Origin of the sequence: Pseudomonas sp. PDM26 (assembly GCF_019219185.1) — a bacterium.
In the GTDB taxonomy this organism is placed as follows: Bacteria; Pseudomonadota; Gammaproteobacteria; order Pseudomonadales; family Pseudomonadaceae; genus Aquipseudomonas.
This window is the reverse complement of sequence record NZ_JAHUWC010000001.1, coordinates 723,233-738,630: the sequence shown is the minus strand read 5'-3', so window position 1 is coordinate 738,630 and position 15,398 is coordinate 723,233. Positions and strand designations below refer to the sequence as shown.

Annotated in this window: 16 protein-coding genes; all 16 read right to left on the bottom strand. The window is 49.1% G+C overall.

The window, feature by feature from the left end; genetic code table 11:
• The 16 genes from KW849_RS03380 to rpsA all read right to left on the bottom strand — a co-directional run bounded on the left by KW849_RS03380 (position 1) and on the right by rpsA (position 15,313).
• On the bottom strand, positions 1–963 hold the full coding sequence (locus KW849_RS03380) for an SDR family oxidoreductase (RefSeq protein ID WP_218427641.1): 963 nt from the start codon (positions 961–963) through the stop codon (positions 1–3).
• Positions 963–2,216 carry a glycosyltransferase family 4 protein gene (locus KW849_RS03375; RefSeq protein WP_218427638.1) on the bottom strand — a complete coding sequence of 418 codons (1,254 nt, stop codon included), beginning with the start codon at positions 2,214–2,216 and terminating at the stop codon, positions 963–965. Before KW849_RS03375 ends, KW849_RS03380 begins: the two co-directional genes overlap by 1 nt.
• A 14-nt stretch (positions 2,217–2,230) precedes the next feature.
• Complete coding sequence (gene wecB, locus KW849_RS03370) at positions 2,231–3,361, bottom strand: non-hydrolyzing UDP-N-acetylglucosamine 2-epimerase (protein ID WP_218427636.1); 1,131 nt, start codon at positions 3,359–3,361, stop codon at positions 2,231–2,233.
• 23 nt (positions 3,362–3,384) lie between these two features.
• The gene (locus tag KW849_RS03365) at positions 3,385–4,503 is read right to left on the bottom strand and encodes an NAD-dependent epimerase/dehydratase family protein (RefSeq protein ID WP_218427633.1); all 1,119 of its coding nucleotides are present in this window, start codon (positions 4,501–4,503) and stop codon (positions 3,385–3,387) included.
• Positions 4,504–4,506: 3 nt separating this feature from the next.
• Positions 4,507–5,541 (bottom strand): polysaccharide biosynthesis protein, encoded by a 1,035-nt coding sequence (locus tag KW849_RS03360; protein ID WP_159390319.1) that lies wholly within the window; start codon positions 5,539–5,541, stop codon positions 4,507–4,509.
• A 15-nt stretch (positions 5,542–5,556) separates the two neighbouring features.
• Positions 5,557–6,270: a glycosyltransferase gene (locus KW849_RS03355; RefSeq protein ID WP_218427630.1), complete on the bottom strand. Its 714-nt coding sequence runs from the start codon at positions 6,268–6,270 to the stop codon at positions 5,557–5,559.
• A gap of 330 nt (positions 6,271–6,600) precedes the next feature.
• Positions 6,601–7,746 (bottom strand): hypothetical protein, encoded by a 1,146-nt coding sequence (locus tag KW849_RS03350; protein ID WP_218427628.1) that lies wholly within the window; start codon positions 7,744–7,746, stop codon positions 6,601–6,603.
• On the bottom strand, positions 7,739–8,122 hold the full coding sequence (locus KW849_RS03345) for a hypothetical protein (RefSeq protein ID WP_218427625.1): 384 nt from the start codon (positions 8,120–8,122) through the stop codon (positions 7,739–7,741). Before KW849_RS03345 ends, KW849_RS03350 begins: the two co-directional genes overlap by 8 nt.
• A complete protein-coding gene (locus KW849_RS03340) occupies positions 8,119–9,168 on the bottom strand; it encodes an LPS O-antigen chain length determinant protein WzzB (protein ID WP_218427623.1) in 1,050 nt (349 codons plus the stop codon). The genes KW849_RS03345 and KW849_RS03340 overlap by 4 nt, the downstream gene beginning before the upstream one ends.
• 172 nt (positions 9,169–9,340) lie before the next feature.
• Positions 9,341–10,231: a glucose-1-phosphate thymidylyltransferase RfbA gene (gene rfbA / locus KW849_RS03335; RefSeq protein WP_218427621.1), complete on the bottom strand. Its 891-nt coding sequence runs from the start codon at positions 10,229–10,231 to the stop codon at positions 9,341–9,343.
• Positions 10,228–11,121, bottom strand: a complete 894-nt coding sequence (gene rfbD / locus KW849_RS03330) for a dTDP-4-dehydrorhamnose reductase (protein ID WP_218427619.1) — start codon at positions 11,119–11,121, stop codon at positions 10,228–10,230. The genes rfbA and rfbD overlap by 4 nt, the downstream gene beginning before the upstream one ends.
• Positions 11,118–12,194, bottom strand: a complete 1,077-nt coding sequence (rfbB, locus tag KW849_RS03325; protein ID WP_218427617.1) for a dTDP-glucose 4,6-dehydratase — start codon at positions 12,192–12,194, stop codon at positions 11,118–11,120. The genes rfbD and rfbB overlap by 4 nt, the downstream gene beginning before the upstream one ends.
• 225 nt (positions 12,195–12,419) lie before the next feature.
• On the bottom strand, positions 12,420–12,656 hold the full coding sequence (locus KW849_RS03320; protein ID WP_218427615.1) for a lipopolysaccharide assembly protein LapA domain-containing protein: 237 nt from the start codon (positions 12,654–12,656) through the stop codon (positions 12,420–12,422).
• Between the two features lie 16 nt (positions 12,657–12,672).
• Complete coding sequence (gene ihfB / locus KW849_RS03315) at positions 12,673–12,978, bottom strand: integration host factor subunit beta (RefSeq protein WP_150753943.1); 306 nt, start codon at positions 12,976–12,978, stop codon at positions 12,673–12,675.
• A gap of 151 nt (positions 12,979–13,129) precedes the next feature.
• Positions 13,130–13,411, bottom strand: coding sequence for a hypothetical protein (locus tag KW849_RS03310; RefSeq protein ID WP_218427613.1), 282 nt, complete (start codon positions 13,409–13,411; stop codon positions 13,130–13,132).
• A 210-nt stretch (positions 13,412–13,621) separates the two neighbouring features.
• Entirely contained in the window at positions 13,622–15,313 is a 1,692-nt protein-coding gene (gene rpsA, locus KW849_RS03305) for a 30S ribosomal protein S1 (RefSeq protein ID WP_007973639.1), read from the bottom strand.
• Positions 15,314–15,398 lie beyond the last annotated feature (85 nt).

Genomic DNA, 15,398 nt, shown 5'->3' with positions numbered 1-15,398 from the left:
TTATTGATGTTCCCGAAAATGTAATGCAGTTGCTGCCAAAGCATCATCAGTACTGACTGGCGGCGTCCAGCATAAAAGAGTGCGAGTCTTGGTAATATCGACTTGCAGCGATCCACATAGACGCTGGGAGAGTGCTTTTTTACCCAATAAAGCCGCACCGCCCTGGAGCACCCAACTGGGTACAGGAATGAGTCGAGCCGGCTTGTGAAGCGCTTTCGCCATCTTGTTTAGCAGTGCGGTAGTGGATAAATCCTCGCCATCGCTCACGAGAAAGGTTTGATTGCCGGCTGCCGGGTGATCTATACAGGTCACTACCAGATCTACCAGGTTATCCAGCGCAACGAGACTCCGATTATTGTAAATCGCGCCGAAAGGCAACGGAACGCCCTTGTCCAACCAGCGCATCATATTTAGAAAGTTCGCCTTGACTCCCGGTCCGTACACCAGGACCGGGCGGATAATAACCACCTCCATCGCGGTTTCCGCCGAAAGCTGGCGAAGTCCCTGCTCAGCCTCCATTTTCGAAATACCGTAGGGATCTACCGGAGCGGGAGTATCATCGCTTGTATAGGGAGTACCTGCGGCCGTCCCCTCTCCGTTGACCTTGATCGAACTTATAAAAATGAACCTTCGCACACCAGAGGCGGCCGCCTGACGAGCCAGGTTCAAAGTACCCTCAACATTCACTTTGCGAAACGCCGCCAACGGATCGGACTCGGCATCATTCATGACATGAACTCGTGCCGCAGAGTGAATAATCACATCAAAGTTTCTGAGGTCTTCTTTCCACTGGGTTTCGCCATCAAAGCTGCCGATGCGTACCGTCCGAACGTCCTGAACCTCAAGCTGGGATTCGCCTCGGACAACAGCAACAACAGTATATTTTTTTTCGGTGTATAAACGCTTGAGAATAGCGCCACCGACGAAGCCCGTCGCCCCGGTCAACAAAATAGAATTCTGCATCAATAGCTGGCCTTTCTTAAAGTGGCGTTTCTGAAAAGATCTTCCAGCAGGGATAGAAGGCGAGATTTTGAATAATTACTCAAGTAATACTGCCGACCGAATTCACCCATCGCCCTCAATTGACTTGCGTCAGATTGCGCCAGCGCCAACGTGATCTCTGCCAAACCCTTCGAATCACCGGAAGAGCATGTGAGACCGGCCCCCGAGTCGCTGATCACTCTTGCTGCCTCTCCGTTGATCATCCCTAGCAGCGGCCTGCCGGAGGCAAGATAAGCCTGTACTTTTCCAGGTATTGTCTTCTCAAAAACGTCGTTGGTCTTCAATGACACAAGCAAAGCGTCTGCACAAGCGAACAGAGCTGGCATCTCATCCAAAGGATGTCGACCTAGTAGCAGCACGTTATCAAGTCCTCTGGACTGGACTTGTTGACTTAGCCAATCGCTCATACGCCCGTCACCGACAATCACCCAGCGCACAGATACCTTGCCAACCAATGCTTCGGCCGCATCTAACACGGCGGGAAGATCTTGAGCTTCTCCGAGATTACCCGCGAACAATACAGTAAAGACAGTATCGTCACGTGCCAACAACGTTGAGGCTCGATTTTCGTCTGTAGAGAAATCATCTTCAGCCCAACTTGGAAAATAAACCAGTCGTTGGGGAGATATGTCTTTCGTACAATACTTTTGAACGTTTTCAAAAAAACCATGCGATTGCAAAAGTAAATAGTCAGTACGATTATAAATCCACGAAACCATTTTACCGACCATCGACAGCAGCACAGGTTTCTTCAAAACGCCGACAGCTCTGAGCGTTTCAGGCCAGAGATCAAGCACCCACACAAAAACGGGTGCTTTTTTCAATCGACCAATCACCAATGCCGGAATAGCGGCCATGATCGGTGATACAGCATATACGAAGATTGCGTCAAACTGCTCGCCACGCAGTTTGTAGGCGCCAACAACTGAGGCGCTAGTAAAGAAACTGAGATAATTCAATGCCAAATTAATGCTGCGTTTACCTCGCGGAAGCATTGGCACCCGGACAATTCTGGCATCAAAGTATTCATTGAAACGCTCAGGCGCCGCCTGGAATTCATCGAATACTTCGCCTTCCGGATAATTTGGCAGACCCGTCAGTACAGTGACCGAATGTCCCTTCTCGGTAAAGTCACGAGCCAAATCGTTTATACGCATATTTTCTGGCCAAAAATATTGCGTAACCAGCAGGATTCTCAGTTTCTTCTCAGGCATGATAACAACTCAAATTAGTAGCGTTTCCAGACGATTCGATTTACATAATCGGTATAACTGTGAACAATCCGGGCTACTTTTTCCGACACATTGGGCATGCTGTAATCTTCGACCAGGCGCAGGGTACGCTCCGTACCGGAAGCTTGCGTATCCAGAACCATCAGTCCTTGCAGTACTCGCTCGACTTCGAGCCCCACCATCATCACCGCAGCCTCCTCCATCCCCTCTGGACGCTCGTGAGCCTCACGGATATTCAATGCAGGAAAATTGAGTATCGAAGACTCTTCGCTGATGGTACCGCTGTCAGAAAGCACCGCTTTGGATTCCAACTGCAGTTTGTTGTAATCCTTGAAGCCCAAAGGTTTTAGAAGTTTCACGTTTTCGTGAAATACAATTCCCATCGCATCTACACGCTTTTGAGTGCGTGGATGAGTGGAAACTATCACCGGATAACCGAAGGTTGTCGCGACGGTATTGAGGACATCAACCAACTTCAAGAGATTTTTGTCAGAATCGATATTCTCTTCGCGGTGTGCGCTTACTACAAAAAATTTACCAGCCTCAAGTCCCAAACGTACCAGCACGTCCGAAGATTCGATCCCTTGGCGATAATAATTCAGGACTTCGAACATCGGGCTACCCGTCTTGATCACCATATCAGGTGACAGACCTTCTTTGAGCAAGTAATCGCGTGCAATTGTGCTGTAAGTAAGATTAATGTCAGCAGTATGATCAACAATCCGCCGATTGATTTCTTCAGGTACTCGCATATCAAAACAACGATTACCAGCTTCCATGTGGAAAGTTGGAATCTTGCGACGTTTGGCAGGAATAACAGCCATGCAACTATTGGTATCACCCAAGACAAGCAAAGCCTCTGGTTGAACAGACGCGAGTACTCGGTCCACAGAAATGATCACATTTCCTATGGTCTCAGCACCACTGCTGCCCGCGGCGTTGAGAAAATGATCCGGTTTGCGGATCCCGAGATCCTGGAAAAATATTTCATTCAACTCGTAATCGTAATTTTGACCTGTGTGGACCAGTACGTGATCGCAGTACTTATCCAGCGCAGTGATGACACGCGACAAGCGAATGATTTCAGGACGGGTGCCTACTACAGTGACAATTTTCAACTTTTTCATTGTGATTCTCATTCCTAATACGATCAGGCTTCGGTGCCCACTGGCATAGTGTAGGTGTCCGGAAGCTCACGATCAAAAATCTCGTTCGCCCACAGCATGACGATCATTTCACTTTCACCAACGTTGGTAATGTCATGACTCCAGCCGGGCACGGTCTCTACAATTTTCGGGGCTTCTCCATCTGTGAATAATTCATAGAACTCACCCGATGTTATATGACGAAATCGGAAGCATGCCTTGCCGGAAATAACCAGAAATTTTTCTGTTTTCGTATGATGATAATGACCGCCACGAGTAATACCCGGGTGCGCAGTGAAGTATGAAAACTGACCTGAATCCTTGGTCTTGAGCATCTCCACGAAAACGCCGCGAGCATCTCCGTACTTAGGAACTTCGTAAGTGAACTCTTCGGGCGGCAAGTAGCTGAGGTAGGTCGAATACAAAGCCCGCACGAGGCCAGTGCCGACCCGTTCGGAAATCATGGACCGCCGACTCTCTTTAAAGGCATACAGTTGTGCCGATAGATCACCTACAGTTATCGAGTAATTTTGTTCTATCTTTACAAACGGATTACCTGTCTGTTTACCGTCCATTACAGAAATAAAACTGCTTATGACGTCGTCGATGTAAACAAGTGAAATTTTAGCGTTGGCGTCGTTGATACTGACAGGCAAATTATTTGCTATATTATGACAGAACGTCGCTACAGCCGAATTGTAGTTAGGCCGAGCCCACTTCCCAAATACGTTTGGCAGCCTGAACAAATGCACATTATTGCCAAATGTCGTAGAAAGGCTCAGCAGAGCCTCTTCAGCTTCGCGCTTACTGTCGCCGTACGCATTCGCCAACTCAGCTTGAATTGAGGAGGTATAAAGTATTGGAATTTTACGTCCACTCGCCGCGACCGCTGCGCATAACGCCTGAGTCAAATCGGCGTTGCCAACCTTAAACTCTTCGACATCCCGAGGACGATTGACACCGGCTAAGTGGAAAACGAAGTCCACCTCAGATACGAGCGAATGCAGACTGGCGATATTATCTTCGCGACAGAATCGCAGCACCTCGACGTCTTTTCGCTCACGCAGATGAGCTATAAGGTTTTTACCAACGAATCCGTTAGCACCGGTGATCAATACTTTCATGCTTTATTCCTCGGGTGTCGCATATTCGCCGCGCTGAATTGCACGCATAAAGTCAAGTTTCAGTAGCAAATCCTGCATCCCCTGAACATCCAGGCGCTCGGTATTGTGCGAGTTGTAGTCCACCATGGTGGAAATTTTTTCTTCGCCTTGCTCGACAAATTTACTGTAATTCAAATCTCGAAGATCCGGCGGCACTCGGAAATAATCGCCCATGTCCTCTGCGCAGGCCATCTCTTCTCGACTCAAAAGCGCCTCGTAGAGTTTCTCGCCGTGGCGTGTACCGATAACCTGAATAGGATGCTCAGGCTGCCCTAGCATCGATGTCAGGGCGAGAGCAAGAGTCTCCACAGTCGCGGCAGGAGCCTTCTGGACGAATAAATCACCGTTGTTGCCATGCTCAAAAGCATACAGAACCAAATCAACAGCATCCGCGAGAGTCATCATGAAGCGCGTCATGTTTGGATCTGTAATCGACAGCGGTTGGCCAGCTCGAATCTGACCAATGAACAAAGGAATGACGGATCCACGCGAAGCCATGACATTGCCGTAGCGTGTACCGCAAATCACCGTCTTGGTTTCATCCACATTACGGGATTTGGCAACCATGACCTTTTCCATCATGGCTTTGGAAATACCCATGGCATTGATCGGGTACACGGCCTTGTCGGTACTCAGACAAACTACCCGTTTAACTTGATTCTGTATCGCCGCCTCAAGAACATTCTCGGTACCAAGAACATTGGTTTTGACAGCCTCCATCGGGTGAAACTCGCAGGATGGGACTTGCTTGAGCGCTGCGGCATGAAAAATGAAATCCACGCCACGACTAGCATTCAATATGCTCTGATAATCCCGCACATCCCCTATGTAAAATTTCAGTTTCGGACTGGCATAGCGCTTGCGCATGTCATCCTGCTTTTTCTCGTCGCGGCTGAAAATACGAATTTCAGTGATGTCGGTATCTAAAAAACGCTTGAGCACAGCGTTGCCAAAAGAACCTGTTCCCCCGGTTATCAATAGAGTCTTATTATCAAACACGGCCTACCCTCTTTATTAAATAATATGAAAAATAGCCAACGACCAGATAAACCGGGTTTTGATTTTATCGAAAAAACCACGGTTATTATTGGTCAGGTTACTACCATGAATACGTCTCAACGTAACCGTGTCGTTCAAATGAACAACCGAATTACGTCTATTTGCGACGAAGGAGATCCATATATCATGGCTAATCACCTTCGAGTGAAAAGGGATCAGACAGGGCTTTATCTTCTTCGACAACAGCATGGCACAGCCATAGTAAGGAACGCTACGCCCAATAAAAATGTCAAATATATTCTTGTAAGGAGTAGCATTCCTTGTATGGTCAAAACCACAGAAAAACTTACGAGAGTCAACATCATCGATAAATGACTCCATTGAGCCCACTACCAGCAAGCTATTCGAAAGCTCCATTGCAGAAATCATCTTGTCGACTCTGCCCGCTGGCCAGAGATCATCTTGGTCACTTAAAAAAATATAAGTACCCGATGCTTCACTAATTAAATTCTCAAAATTTCCTATATACCCAAGATTCGTGGTATTTCTGATAATCCTGATTCTGACATCGTGAAACTCCTCAACAATACGAATTGTCTCATCGCTCGAACCATCATCACCGATCAAAACTTCAGAATCTTCCGGAATTTGCTCGAGTATCGAACTCAGCTGATCCCTGATGAAATCAGCCCCATTGTAAGTAGCTACACAAACGCTAACTGAAAACATATATATACCTAGTTAACACCCAATAAAGAAACCAAAAAAATCCCCCCATCACCTTTAACAAGCCAGGTCGGAAGAGTTACCTTTTTTTAAACTGGGCCTCACTATTCTGATCAAATTCGCTACTGGGTGAAAGCTCACTAGTCGCTAACATTATAGCTGTAAAATGCATGAACACAAATACAGGTCCCGACAGCAAGGGATTCCCTGCTCTCGGGATCGAGAAAAAACCAATTATTATTACTCCCACCACTAAAAAAAGCGCAGTGCCAAGGTAGGAGATTCGGCTGTCAATTATCGAAAGAACGAAAATTAAAAACATACTTAGAGACATCATCCCTCATGCCCTCTCGACAACTTGAACATAAGAAAGAGATAACAAACTGCCGCATAGACCACCCCAAAACAAACAACGATCCAAATCAAACGACTAAAATCACCTACTGAAGAACTCCTCACGAAAAAGATGAAGCAGGCCATGCACACACCATAAACAATCAGAGAAGCCATATATGTCCTTGCCAAGCCAAGGAAAACAAATATAAAATTCAACACAGCATGAAAGTAAAGCACGAAATAAAAAAATGCGAAACCGATAACAAGTTCAAAATAAACCAAATACTTAGCGCCTAGAAATACTCCCAGAAACAGCTTAGGTATGACAGCGCCCGAAAACAACAAATACGACAACAAGAAGCCGCCGAGAAATACGCCCATCGATACATTAAGAAATTTCAAGGCTCCACTTCTACCCGAAACAATGAACTTAGGAAAAAAATAGTTATTAAAAGCCCCGTATAGCAGCCCTCCCCCCAGGACCAAGGTCAACATACTTGAATAGAAAGCTGCAAATGAAGCATCTTCACCAACAACAAAGTATCTGGGGATGTTTACGATGAGACTCGAAAAAAAAGCGGCCGCACCTAAAACAAATCCGCCCCATGACACCACACTTGTGTCAAAGGCAACAGAGATGAACTTTAGAGTGAGTAGCAAGAACACCAGACCTACCACCATCAAAGCGGTACTCAGACCAGTCCCAACGTATAACAAAATAAAGACAATTAGAGAAAACAGAACAAATCTAAACAATGTCGACGCAAAAATATTGCGATAATCGCCCTCTCTGATTCCTTCGCAAAGGATGGGCTCGTATAAAAACTCCGCACATCTATATAGAAAAAACCAAAATACAATTTGCGAAGAAAACAAAAGCGCACCAAGAAAGCCAAAAAGTAAAAACGGTATGACCAGCCAAATCCTCGTACGCAATGAATCTCTGTAACTTAATTTTCCGCTCAAAATGGAAATATTGTGCTGCATGGAAAAAAATAGCTGCACCGGGGCACAAATGGAGAACGCCGCCCCTAGCATTGCCGCATCATTGAAGCTTCCCAAGTGGGAACTGGCCACCACTAAAAATATAGAGGGCGCACTAAAAAAAACGTTAGCCAAAAATACAAAAACAAAATTAATCATTTGATACGGCCGCACTAAAATTTACTGCAGGAGTTTTTTTGTCACTCATGTCGCGCGACGTCTTAAACTGTTGGGCATCCAAAATCAACTCACCATTAAAAATTGATTCAGAAGCTATTTCCAGGTAGTAACTCATTGCTTTCCAAGCACTCCGATTCATGACCCAAGCACGCAAAATATCCCAAGCCACTAAAATCGACACCAAAAGCAAAGGAACAACCATCACCAATATAAAGGGACACTTACAGAGGCGCTCATAGCAATAAATGCCACCCGCCGCAAACCTGCACCGACGATACTGCGCAGGTTTGCGTGGTATTTGACTACCCGCCATCTCTACAGCTGGCGACAAACAAGTAAATAGGTGAAGGATCAAGCACGACTTTTCCTGGCAATGAAAAAATGGCGGACCAGCGCGATCATGAAACCAAGTACACAACCCAGGAATAGCCCCAGCAATATGATGAGTCCCTTTTTCGGTTTGATAGGGAGGTCGGGCTGCTCGATTGGACCATCCTGACGATAAACAGAGACAGTGCTCGGGCTAACCTGTAGATCCTTGTAAAAACTTTGCTTGATTTGAAGCGCTCTTAGTGACCCGATGAAAGGATCATCAGATTTACGCGTTTCAAGGTTCTGAATTTCCGCCTTTAGCGCTTTACTACCGCGCATATATGTGAGCTGTCCATCCATACCGGCGGAGACCTCAGCGGAAAGATTACCCGAAATGATAGGTGGATTCTCTAGACCGATGGCCACGGCAACCGCTAGCGCCTCGCGCAATCTTGTGATGGAATCCTGGCGAACTCGGTTTTCGGCTTCTTGCAGCGTAGCAATCTGCTGACCAAGATTGCGTACCCGCACTTCAGCTTCACGGGTGATATTGCTGATCATTTCTTTTTCCGCTGCGGCACCCGCCCGTGCTGCAAAATCCTTAACCCATGCCGTGGCATGTGCAGGATCCTCAGCTCGAGCGATCACGGAGTAACGATCTGGCTGTTCCTTGGTTGGTAAACCTATAGTCAATAGTTTTGAAAAATCAGAGTACAGCAGATCTTGCGATCCATTGCGCTCGGACGGCGATAGTGAAGGTAGATAAACTTGATTGAAGAAAGCACGCCGTAAAGATTCACTCTGTAAATTACGGATGAATACTTCGTATACGTCTTTGATCGTAAATGGTGTCAGTTCTGCGCCGAAAGTTCGACCATAGTTGAAATCGGCGATTCCGTTCAAGGTAGGTGGCTGCAGGTAAACACGCGCCTCATACTCTGGCTTACTCAAAAATGCATAAGCCGTCGCTGCCAATACTCCGACTAAAGCGACGCTGATTATCAATAGCTTCTGAGTCCATAACGCCGCAAGCAGTTCAAAAAGGTCAGTGCCATCGGTACGCTGCGTGGATGCAGGGGTGTTCGTCATATAAAATTTAGCCTATTCATTTTCATTGTAGATAGGACGCGAGCTTTATTTCTTTCGCACTCTATCGATACGAATCATCACAATAACCAGGCGATCCGCAGTACTACCAGCTATTAGCAGCGACTGAAATTCTCTGACGAGCGCGGGCCGAAGCGAACGATTCGCGACCATCTCACAGGGACGGTAAGACCAACAGCCTTTGCAGGTACTGACCATAGCCGGTCTTCTTCAGTGCATCAGCTTGTGATCCCAACTGCTCAGCAGTTATCCAGCCACTGTTGTAAGCAATTTCTTCCAGACAAGCCACCTTCAACCCCTGACGCTGCTCGATGGTATGCACAAAATGGCTGGCTTCAAGCAGTGAATCATGAGTACCGGTATCCAACCATGCAAACCCGCGACCGAGCATTTCAACGTTGAGGGTCTTTTTTTCGAGATAGACACGGTTGACGTCGGTAATCTCCAATTCGCCACGTTCGGACGGCTTGATATTTTTTGCTATCTCGACAACCTGATTGTCGAAGAAATACAAACCGGTCACCGCGTAGCTGGATTTAGGCTTGAGCGGTTTTTCTTCAATACTCAAGGCACGGCCAGAGGAATCAAATTCCACCACGCCGAATCGCTCGGGATCGGAAACGTGATACCCGAAAACTGTCGCACCATGAGTTTGAGCACTGGCGGAACGGAGTTTGTCCGAGAAGTGCTGACCGTAAAAAATGTTATCCCCCAAGATCAGGCAGCATGGATCTTTGCCGATGAACTCTTCACCTATGATGAATGCTTGCGCAAGACCATCCGGGCTTGGTTGTTCCGCGTAAGTAAGCTTGATGCCATAAAGACTGCCATCACCCAGCAATTTGCGGAAGCACGGTAGATCTTCCGGGGTGGAAATGATCAAAATTTCACGCATCCCGGCAAGCATGAGAACCGACAGCGGATAAAAAATCATTGGCTTGTCGTATATCGGCAACATCTGCTTGGAAACACCGAGCGTCAACGGGTGGAGCCGAGTTCCCGAACCACCGGCCAGAATAATGCCCTTACGATTTGTCGTTGTCATTTGTTCAGAACTTCCATAAGCATTCGGGTTACGCCACTTTGCCAATCCGGCAAGTGCAGTGAAAAATTATCACGCAGTTTCCGAGTATTCAGCCTCGAATTCAAAGGACGGCGTGCAGGCGTTGGATACGCGGTGGTTTCTATGGGATCTACAGCTGTGACGGCGAGTTGCTCGGCATTGGCCTTGGCAAATTCGATCACATAGCGGGCATAACCGTGCCAGGAAACCTCACCGCTTGCTGCCAAGTGATATAGACCTGACAGCTCCGGACGCTGGACGGCTTGCTGGATGGCCAACGCCGTCACATCTGCAATCAGGTCGGCACCAGTGGGGGCTCCGATCTGGTCTGCAATGACGCTCAGTGTTTCTCGATCCTTGGCCAGACGCAGCATGGTCTTGGCGAAGTTGTTACCACGAGCTCCGTAGACCCAGCTGGTACGGAAAATCAGGTGCTTACATCCGGAGGCAGTTATAGCCTGCTCTCCCGCGAGCTTGGTGACACCGTAATGATTTACGGGGGCGACAGCATCTGTCTCCTGCCAAGGGGTGGAGCCCTGGCCGTTGAAAACATAATCGGTGGAATAGTGAATCAGCCATGCATTCGAGGATGCGGCCTCTTCAGCCATGACTTGGGTTGCCAGACCGTTCACTCTGTCTGCCAATTCAGTTTCGGACTCGGCCTTGTCCACGGCAGTGTAGGCCGCCGCATTGACGATGACATCGGGTTTGACCTTGCGGATTGTGGCGCGCAAGGCATCGAGATTGGAAATATCTCCCGTCAAACCATCATTCGCCCGGCGATCCAATGCGATCAGCTCACCCAAAGGTGCAAGGGAGCGTTGCAGCTCCCAGCCCACTTGACCATTTTTTCCCAACAGAAGGATTTTCATGCTTTGCTCGAGCGATCCGTGTAGTTCAAGTCGAGCCACTGCTGATAGCTGCCGCTCTTGACGTGCTCTACCCACTCGGTGTTGTCCAGATACCATTCAACCGTCTTGCGGATACCGGTTTCGAAGGTTTCTTCCGGAGTCCAGCCTAGCTCGCGCTGGATTTTGCTGGCATCGATCGCGTAGCGCTGATCATGCCCAGGTCGATCCTGTACGTAGGTGATCAGGCTGGCGTGCGGACGGTGCGGGGAATCTGGACGCAGCTCGTCAAGCAATGAGCACAGGTTGTGAACCACTTCGATGTTTTGCTTTTCGTTGTGGCCGCCGATGTTGTACGTCTCGCCAATCATGCCTTCAGTGACAACTTTGTAGAGTGCCCGTGCGTGATCCTCGACGTACAGCCAGTCACGAACCTGGTTACCTTTACCGTAGACAGGAAGCGGCTTGCCTTCCAGAGCATTGAGGATGATCAGCGGAATCAGCTTCTCAGGGAAATGACAGGGACCATAGTTGTTTGAGCAGTTGGTCACCAAAGTTGGCAGGCCGTAGGTACGGCTCCATGCGCGGACCAGGTGATCGGAACTGGCCTTACTGGCGGAGTAAGGCGAGCTTGGCTGATAAGGCGTGGTTTCGGTGAAGAGGTCTTCCGGACCTTCGAGGTCTCCGTAAACTTCGTCAGTCGAAATGTGGTGAAAACGGAAGTTGGCTTTATGCGCATCATCCAGCGCCGCCCAATAGTGGCGCGCAGCTTCCAGCAACGTGTAGGTACCGATGATGTTAGTCTGAATAAATTCAGACGGGCCAGAGATCGAGCGATCGACGTGGGACTCTGCTGCCAGGTGCATGATGGCATCTGGCTGGTGATCACGCATGACGCGGTCGATCTGCTCACGATCACAAATGTCGACGCGCTCGAACACGTAACGCGAGCTCTGGCTAACTTCGGCCAACGACTCAAGATTACCCGCATAAGTGAGCTTATCGACATTAACGACAGAATCGGAGGTGCTGGAGATGATATGGCGGATGACCGCCGAACCGATAAATCCGGCGCCGCCGGTAACTAGAATTTTCACGCGAAACCATACCCTTGAGTTACTGACAGGGCCGCCAAACCGAGCACTGTCTAATCCATGAATGCAAAAGCCGGCACCCGAGGCTGCCTGCAGAGTCAGTCCGGCCGACCTCGGAACCAGCCGTTTTCGGACAAGCAAAGCATTTTACAGCTTAATGACGTTTTTACTAATGGATGCAGACAAGCAGTGGCTAACGCCAAACATGTAACCCAGCATGCGCTGCAATCAGCCTGGGTATTTGGACCTCGAAGATGTGCGACCCAGGAGCCAATGCAACATAGGCCCGATCACCATACCCACCATAAGCGCCGACAGTACCGCCAATGAAACGGGTAGCTGCGGCCCCGACCAGCCAAGGAATAATAATGAAACAGACTGCTGGTTCTCGAGCACGAACGCGAGAATCGCCAATACCAGTAACAGTACGAATACCACGAGCATGACGCGCTTTAGGTTACGCATTGCCAACTCCTTGAAATCAAAGACCGCAATGCCCATCCTCTTCTTCTTCATTCACCCGGTCACGCAGCTCTTTACCTGGCTTGAAGTGAGGAACGAACTTGCCGTCGAGACTGACAGACTGCCCGGTTTTCGGATTACGGCCAACCCGTGGTGCGCGGTAGTGCAGAGAGAAACTGCCAAACCCCCGGATCTCGATACGATCCCCGGTAGCCAGACATTGGGACATTTGCTCAAGCATGGTCTTGATGGCCAGCTCCACATCCTTGGATGAGAGCAGCCCTTGATGGGTGACAATTCGTTCGATCAACTCCGACTTCGTCATATTTTTCCCTTCTTTTTCAAGCAGCTAGATCAGCGCTTCAAAGGTTTTAGCACGCCGGCATGATTTTGAACAGCCCGAGTTTTGCCATCCATTCCCCAGCCCCAAAATGCTTGATTTCTGAAAGACGCAAGACCTCTGAACGGTTACCAGCTCATCGGCAAATCACCAACATAGTGCGCGTCAGGAAACCTGCCGGGTTGAATCCAAAGAGGAAGCTTTCCTCCTCTTCCTTGAAATCATCAGATCTCGCGACGACTTTGTAGGCTGCCCCTCTGCACTCCTTGGCCGCGCGTTTGTAACACCTCTCCCATCTCGAACCGAGCCCCGAACAATCGACCTCTATGCCGCTGACCCCGCGCACCACATGAGTTTTGGCACTGGTGGTACAACCCGCTAGCGCCAGCACTGCTACTGCGACAATTAGCTTGTTCATTCACGTCCTTTTGCCAGAACGCCCACCGGGCGATCATTAGTCTCAGGCTAAAGACTAGCTGCAAATAAGCGCTTGATCCGACTAAACAATCAGACATTTTTTCAGCACCTTTGGTTCACGACTCGAGCAGCTACAGCCGAGCGAAACTCACCAAACTCCAGGCACAAAAAAGGGCGACCGAAGTCGCCCTTTTTTACAGAAAGTCAGAACTTAGTTCTGTTTTTCCATTTGTGCACGCAGCAGGTCACCCAGAGTGGTGGCCACAGGAGCATCAGTAGCTACTGGCTTGTCGCGCAGGCTCTGAATTGCTTCTTTCTCGTCTTCAACGTCTTTCGACTTGATCGAGAGCTGAATTACACGGCTCTTGCGGTCAACGCTGATGATCTTGGCTTCTACTTCTTCGCCTTCTTTCAGAACGTTGCGCGCGTCTTCAACGCGGTCACGGCTGATTTCAGAGGCTTTCAGAGTCGCTTCGATATCGTCGGCCAGAGTGATGATGGCGCCTTTAGCGTCAACTTCCTTCACGATGCCTTTAACGATGGCGCCTTTGTCGTTCTCTTGAACGTACTCGGAGAACGGATCGCTTTCCAGTTGCTTGATACCCAGGGAGATGCGCTCGCGCTCTGGGTCAACCGACAGGATAACGGTGTCCAGCTCGTCGCCCTTCTTGAAGCGGCGAACGGCTTCTTCGCCCACTTCGTTCCAGGAGATGTCGGACAGGTGAACCAGACCGTCGATGCCACCGTCCAGACCAATGAAGATACCGAAATCGGTGATCGACTTGATGGTGCCGGAGATTTTATCGCCCTTGTTGAACTGGCCAGAGAAATCTTCCCATGGGTTAGATTTGCACTGCTTGATGCCCAGGGAGATACGACGACGCTCTTCGTCGATGTCCAGAACCATGACTTCCACTTCGTCGCCGACTTGTACGACTTTCGAAGGGTGGATGTTCTTGTTGGTCCAGTCCATTTCAGAAACGTGTACCAGACCTTCAACGCCTTCTTCCAGCTCAGCGAAGCAGCCGTAGTCGGTCAGGTTGGTTACACGCGCGGTAACGCGAGTGCTTTCTGGGTAACGGGCTTTGATAGCAACCCATGGATCTTCGCCCAGTTGCTTCAGGCCCAGGGAAACACGATTGCGCTCGCGATCGTACTTCAGAACCTTGACATCGATCTCGTCGCCAACGTTGACGATTTCGGAAGGATGCTTGATACGCTTCCAGGCCATGTCGGTAATGTGCAGCAGGCCATCGACGCCACCCAGATCGACGAATGCGCCGTAATCGGTGAGGTTCTTGACGATACCTTTGACTTGTTGGCCTTCCTGCAGGGATTCCAGCAGAGCTTCGCGCTCGGCGGAGTTCTCGGCTTCCAGGACGCTGCGACGGGAAACGACAACGTTGTTGCGCTTCTGGTCCAGCTTGATGACCTTGAATTCCAGCTCTTTGCCTTCCAGGTGCGTGGTGTCGCGCACTGGACGGACGTCAACCAGAGAACCTGGCAGGAACGCACGGATGCCGTTAACGTCGACAGTGAAGCCGCCTTTAACCTTACCGTTGATAACGCCCTTGACCACTTCTTCGGCTGCGAAGGCTGCTTCCAGAACAATCCAGCATTCAGCGCGCTTGGCTTTTTCACGGGACAGCTTGGTTTCACCAAAGCCGTCTTCAACCGAGTCCAGAGCAACGTGAACTTCGTCACCGACGTTGATGTTCAGTTCGCCAGCGTCGTTGTAGAACTGCTCAAGCGGGATGAGTGCTTCAGACTTCAGGCCAGCGTGAACGGTTACCCAGCGAGCCTGGTAATCGATATCAACGATAACACCGGTGATGATGGAGCCTGCCTGAAGGTTCAGGGTTTTTAGGCTTTCTTCAAAGAGTTCCGCAAAGCTTTCGCTCATTTTAATTCCTGTTGATGAGGGCGAAGAATACGCCCATCTCCACACCCCAGACGGTGTGGGTTAGTTTCATTTAAAAGAAGCCACC

Coding starts and splice junctions, on each gene's coding strand:
- KW849_RS03380 (WP_218427641.1), bottom strand. CDS start 963: ATGCAGAATTCTATTTTGTTGACCGGGGCGACGGGCTTCGTCGGTGGC.
- KW849_RS03375 (WP_218427638.1), bottom strand. CDS start 2,216: ATGCCTGAGAAGAAACTGAGAATCCTGCTGGTTACGCAATATTTTTGG.
- wecB (WP_218427636.1), bottom strand. CDS start 3,361: ATGAAAAAGTTGAAAATTGTCACTGTAGTAGGCACCCGTCCTGAAATC.
- KW849_RS03365 (WP_218427633.1), bottom strand. CDS start 4,503: ATGAAAGTATTGATCACCGGTGCTAACGGATTCGTTGGTAAAAACCTT.
- KW849_RS03355 (WP_218427630.1), bottom strand. CDS start 6,270: ATGTTTTCAGTTAGCGTTTGTGTAGCTACTTACAATGGGGCTGATTTC.
- KW849_RS03350 (WP_218427628.1), bottom strand. CDS start 7,746: ATGATTAATTTTGTTTTTGTATTTTTGGCTAACGTTTTTTTTAGTGCG.
- KW849_RS03340 (WP_218427623.1), bottom strand. CDS start 9,168: ATGACGAACACCCCTGCATCCACGCAGCGTACCGATGGCACTGACCTT.
- rfbA (WP_218427621.1), bottom strand. CDS start 10,231: ATGACAACGACAAATCGTAAGGGCATTATTCTGGCCGGTGGTTCGGGA.
- rfbD (WP_218427619.1), bottom strand. CDS start 11,121: ATGAAAATCCTTCTGTTGGGAAAAAATGGTCAAGTGGGCTGGGAGCTG.
- KW849_RS03320 (WP_218427615.1), bottom strand. CDS start 12,656: ATGCGTAACCTAAAGCGCGTCATGCTCGTGGTATTCGTACTGTTACTG.
- ihfB (WP_150753943.1), bottom strand. CDS start 12,978: ATGACGAAGTCGGAGTTGATCGAACGAATTGTCACCCATCAAGGGCTG.
- KW849_RS03310 (WP_218427613.1), bottom strand. CDS start 13,411: ATGAACAAGCTAATTGTCGCAGTAGCAGTGCTGGCGCTAGCGGGTTGT.
- rpsA (WP_007973639.1), bottom strand. CDS start 15,313: ATGAGCGAAAGCTTTGCGGAACTCTTTGAAGAAAGCCTAAAAACCCTG.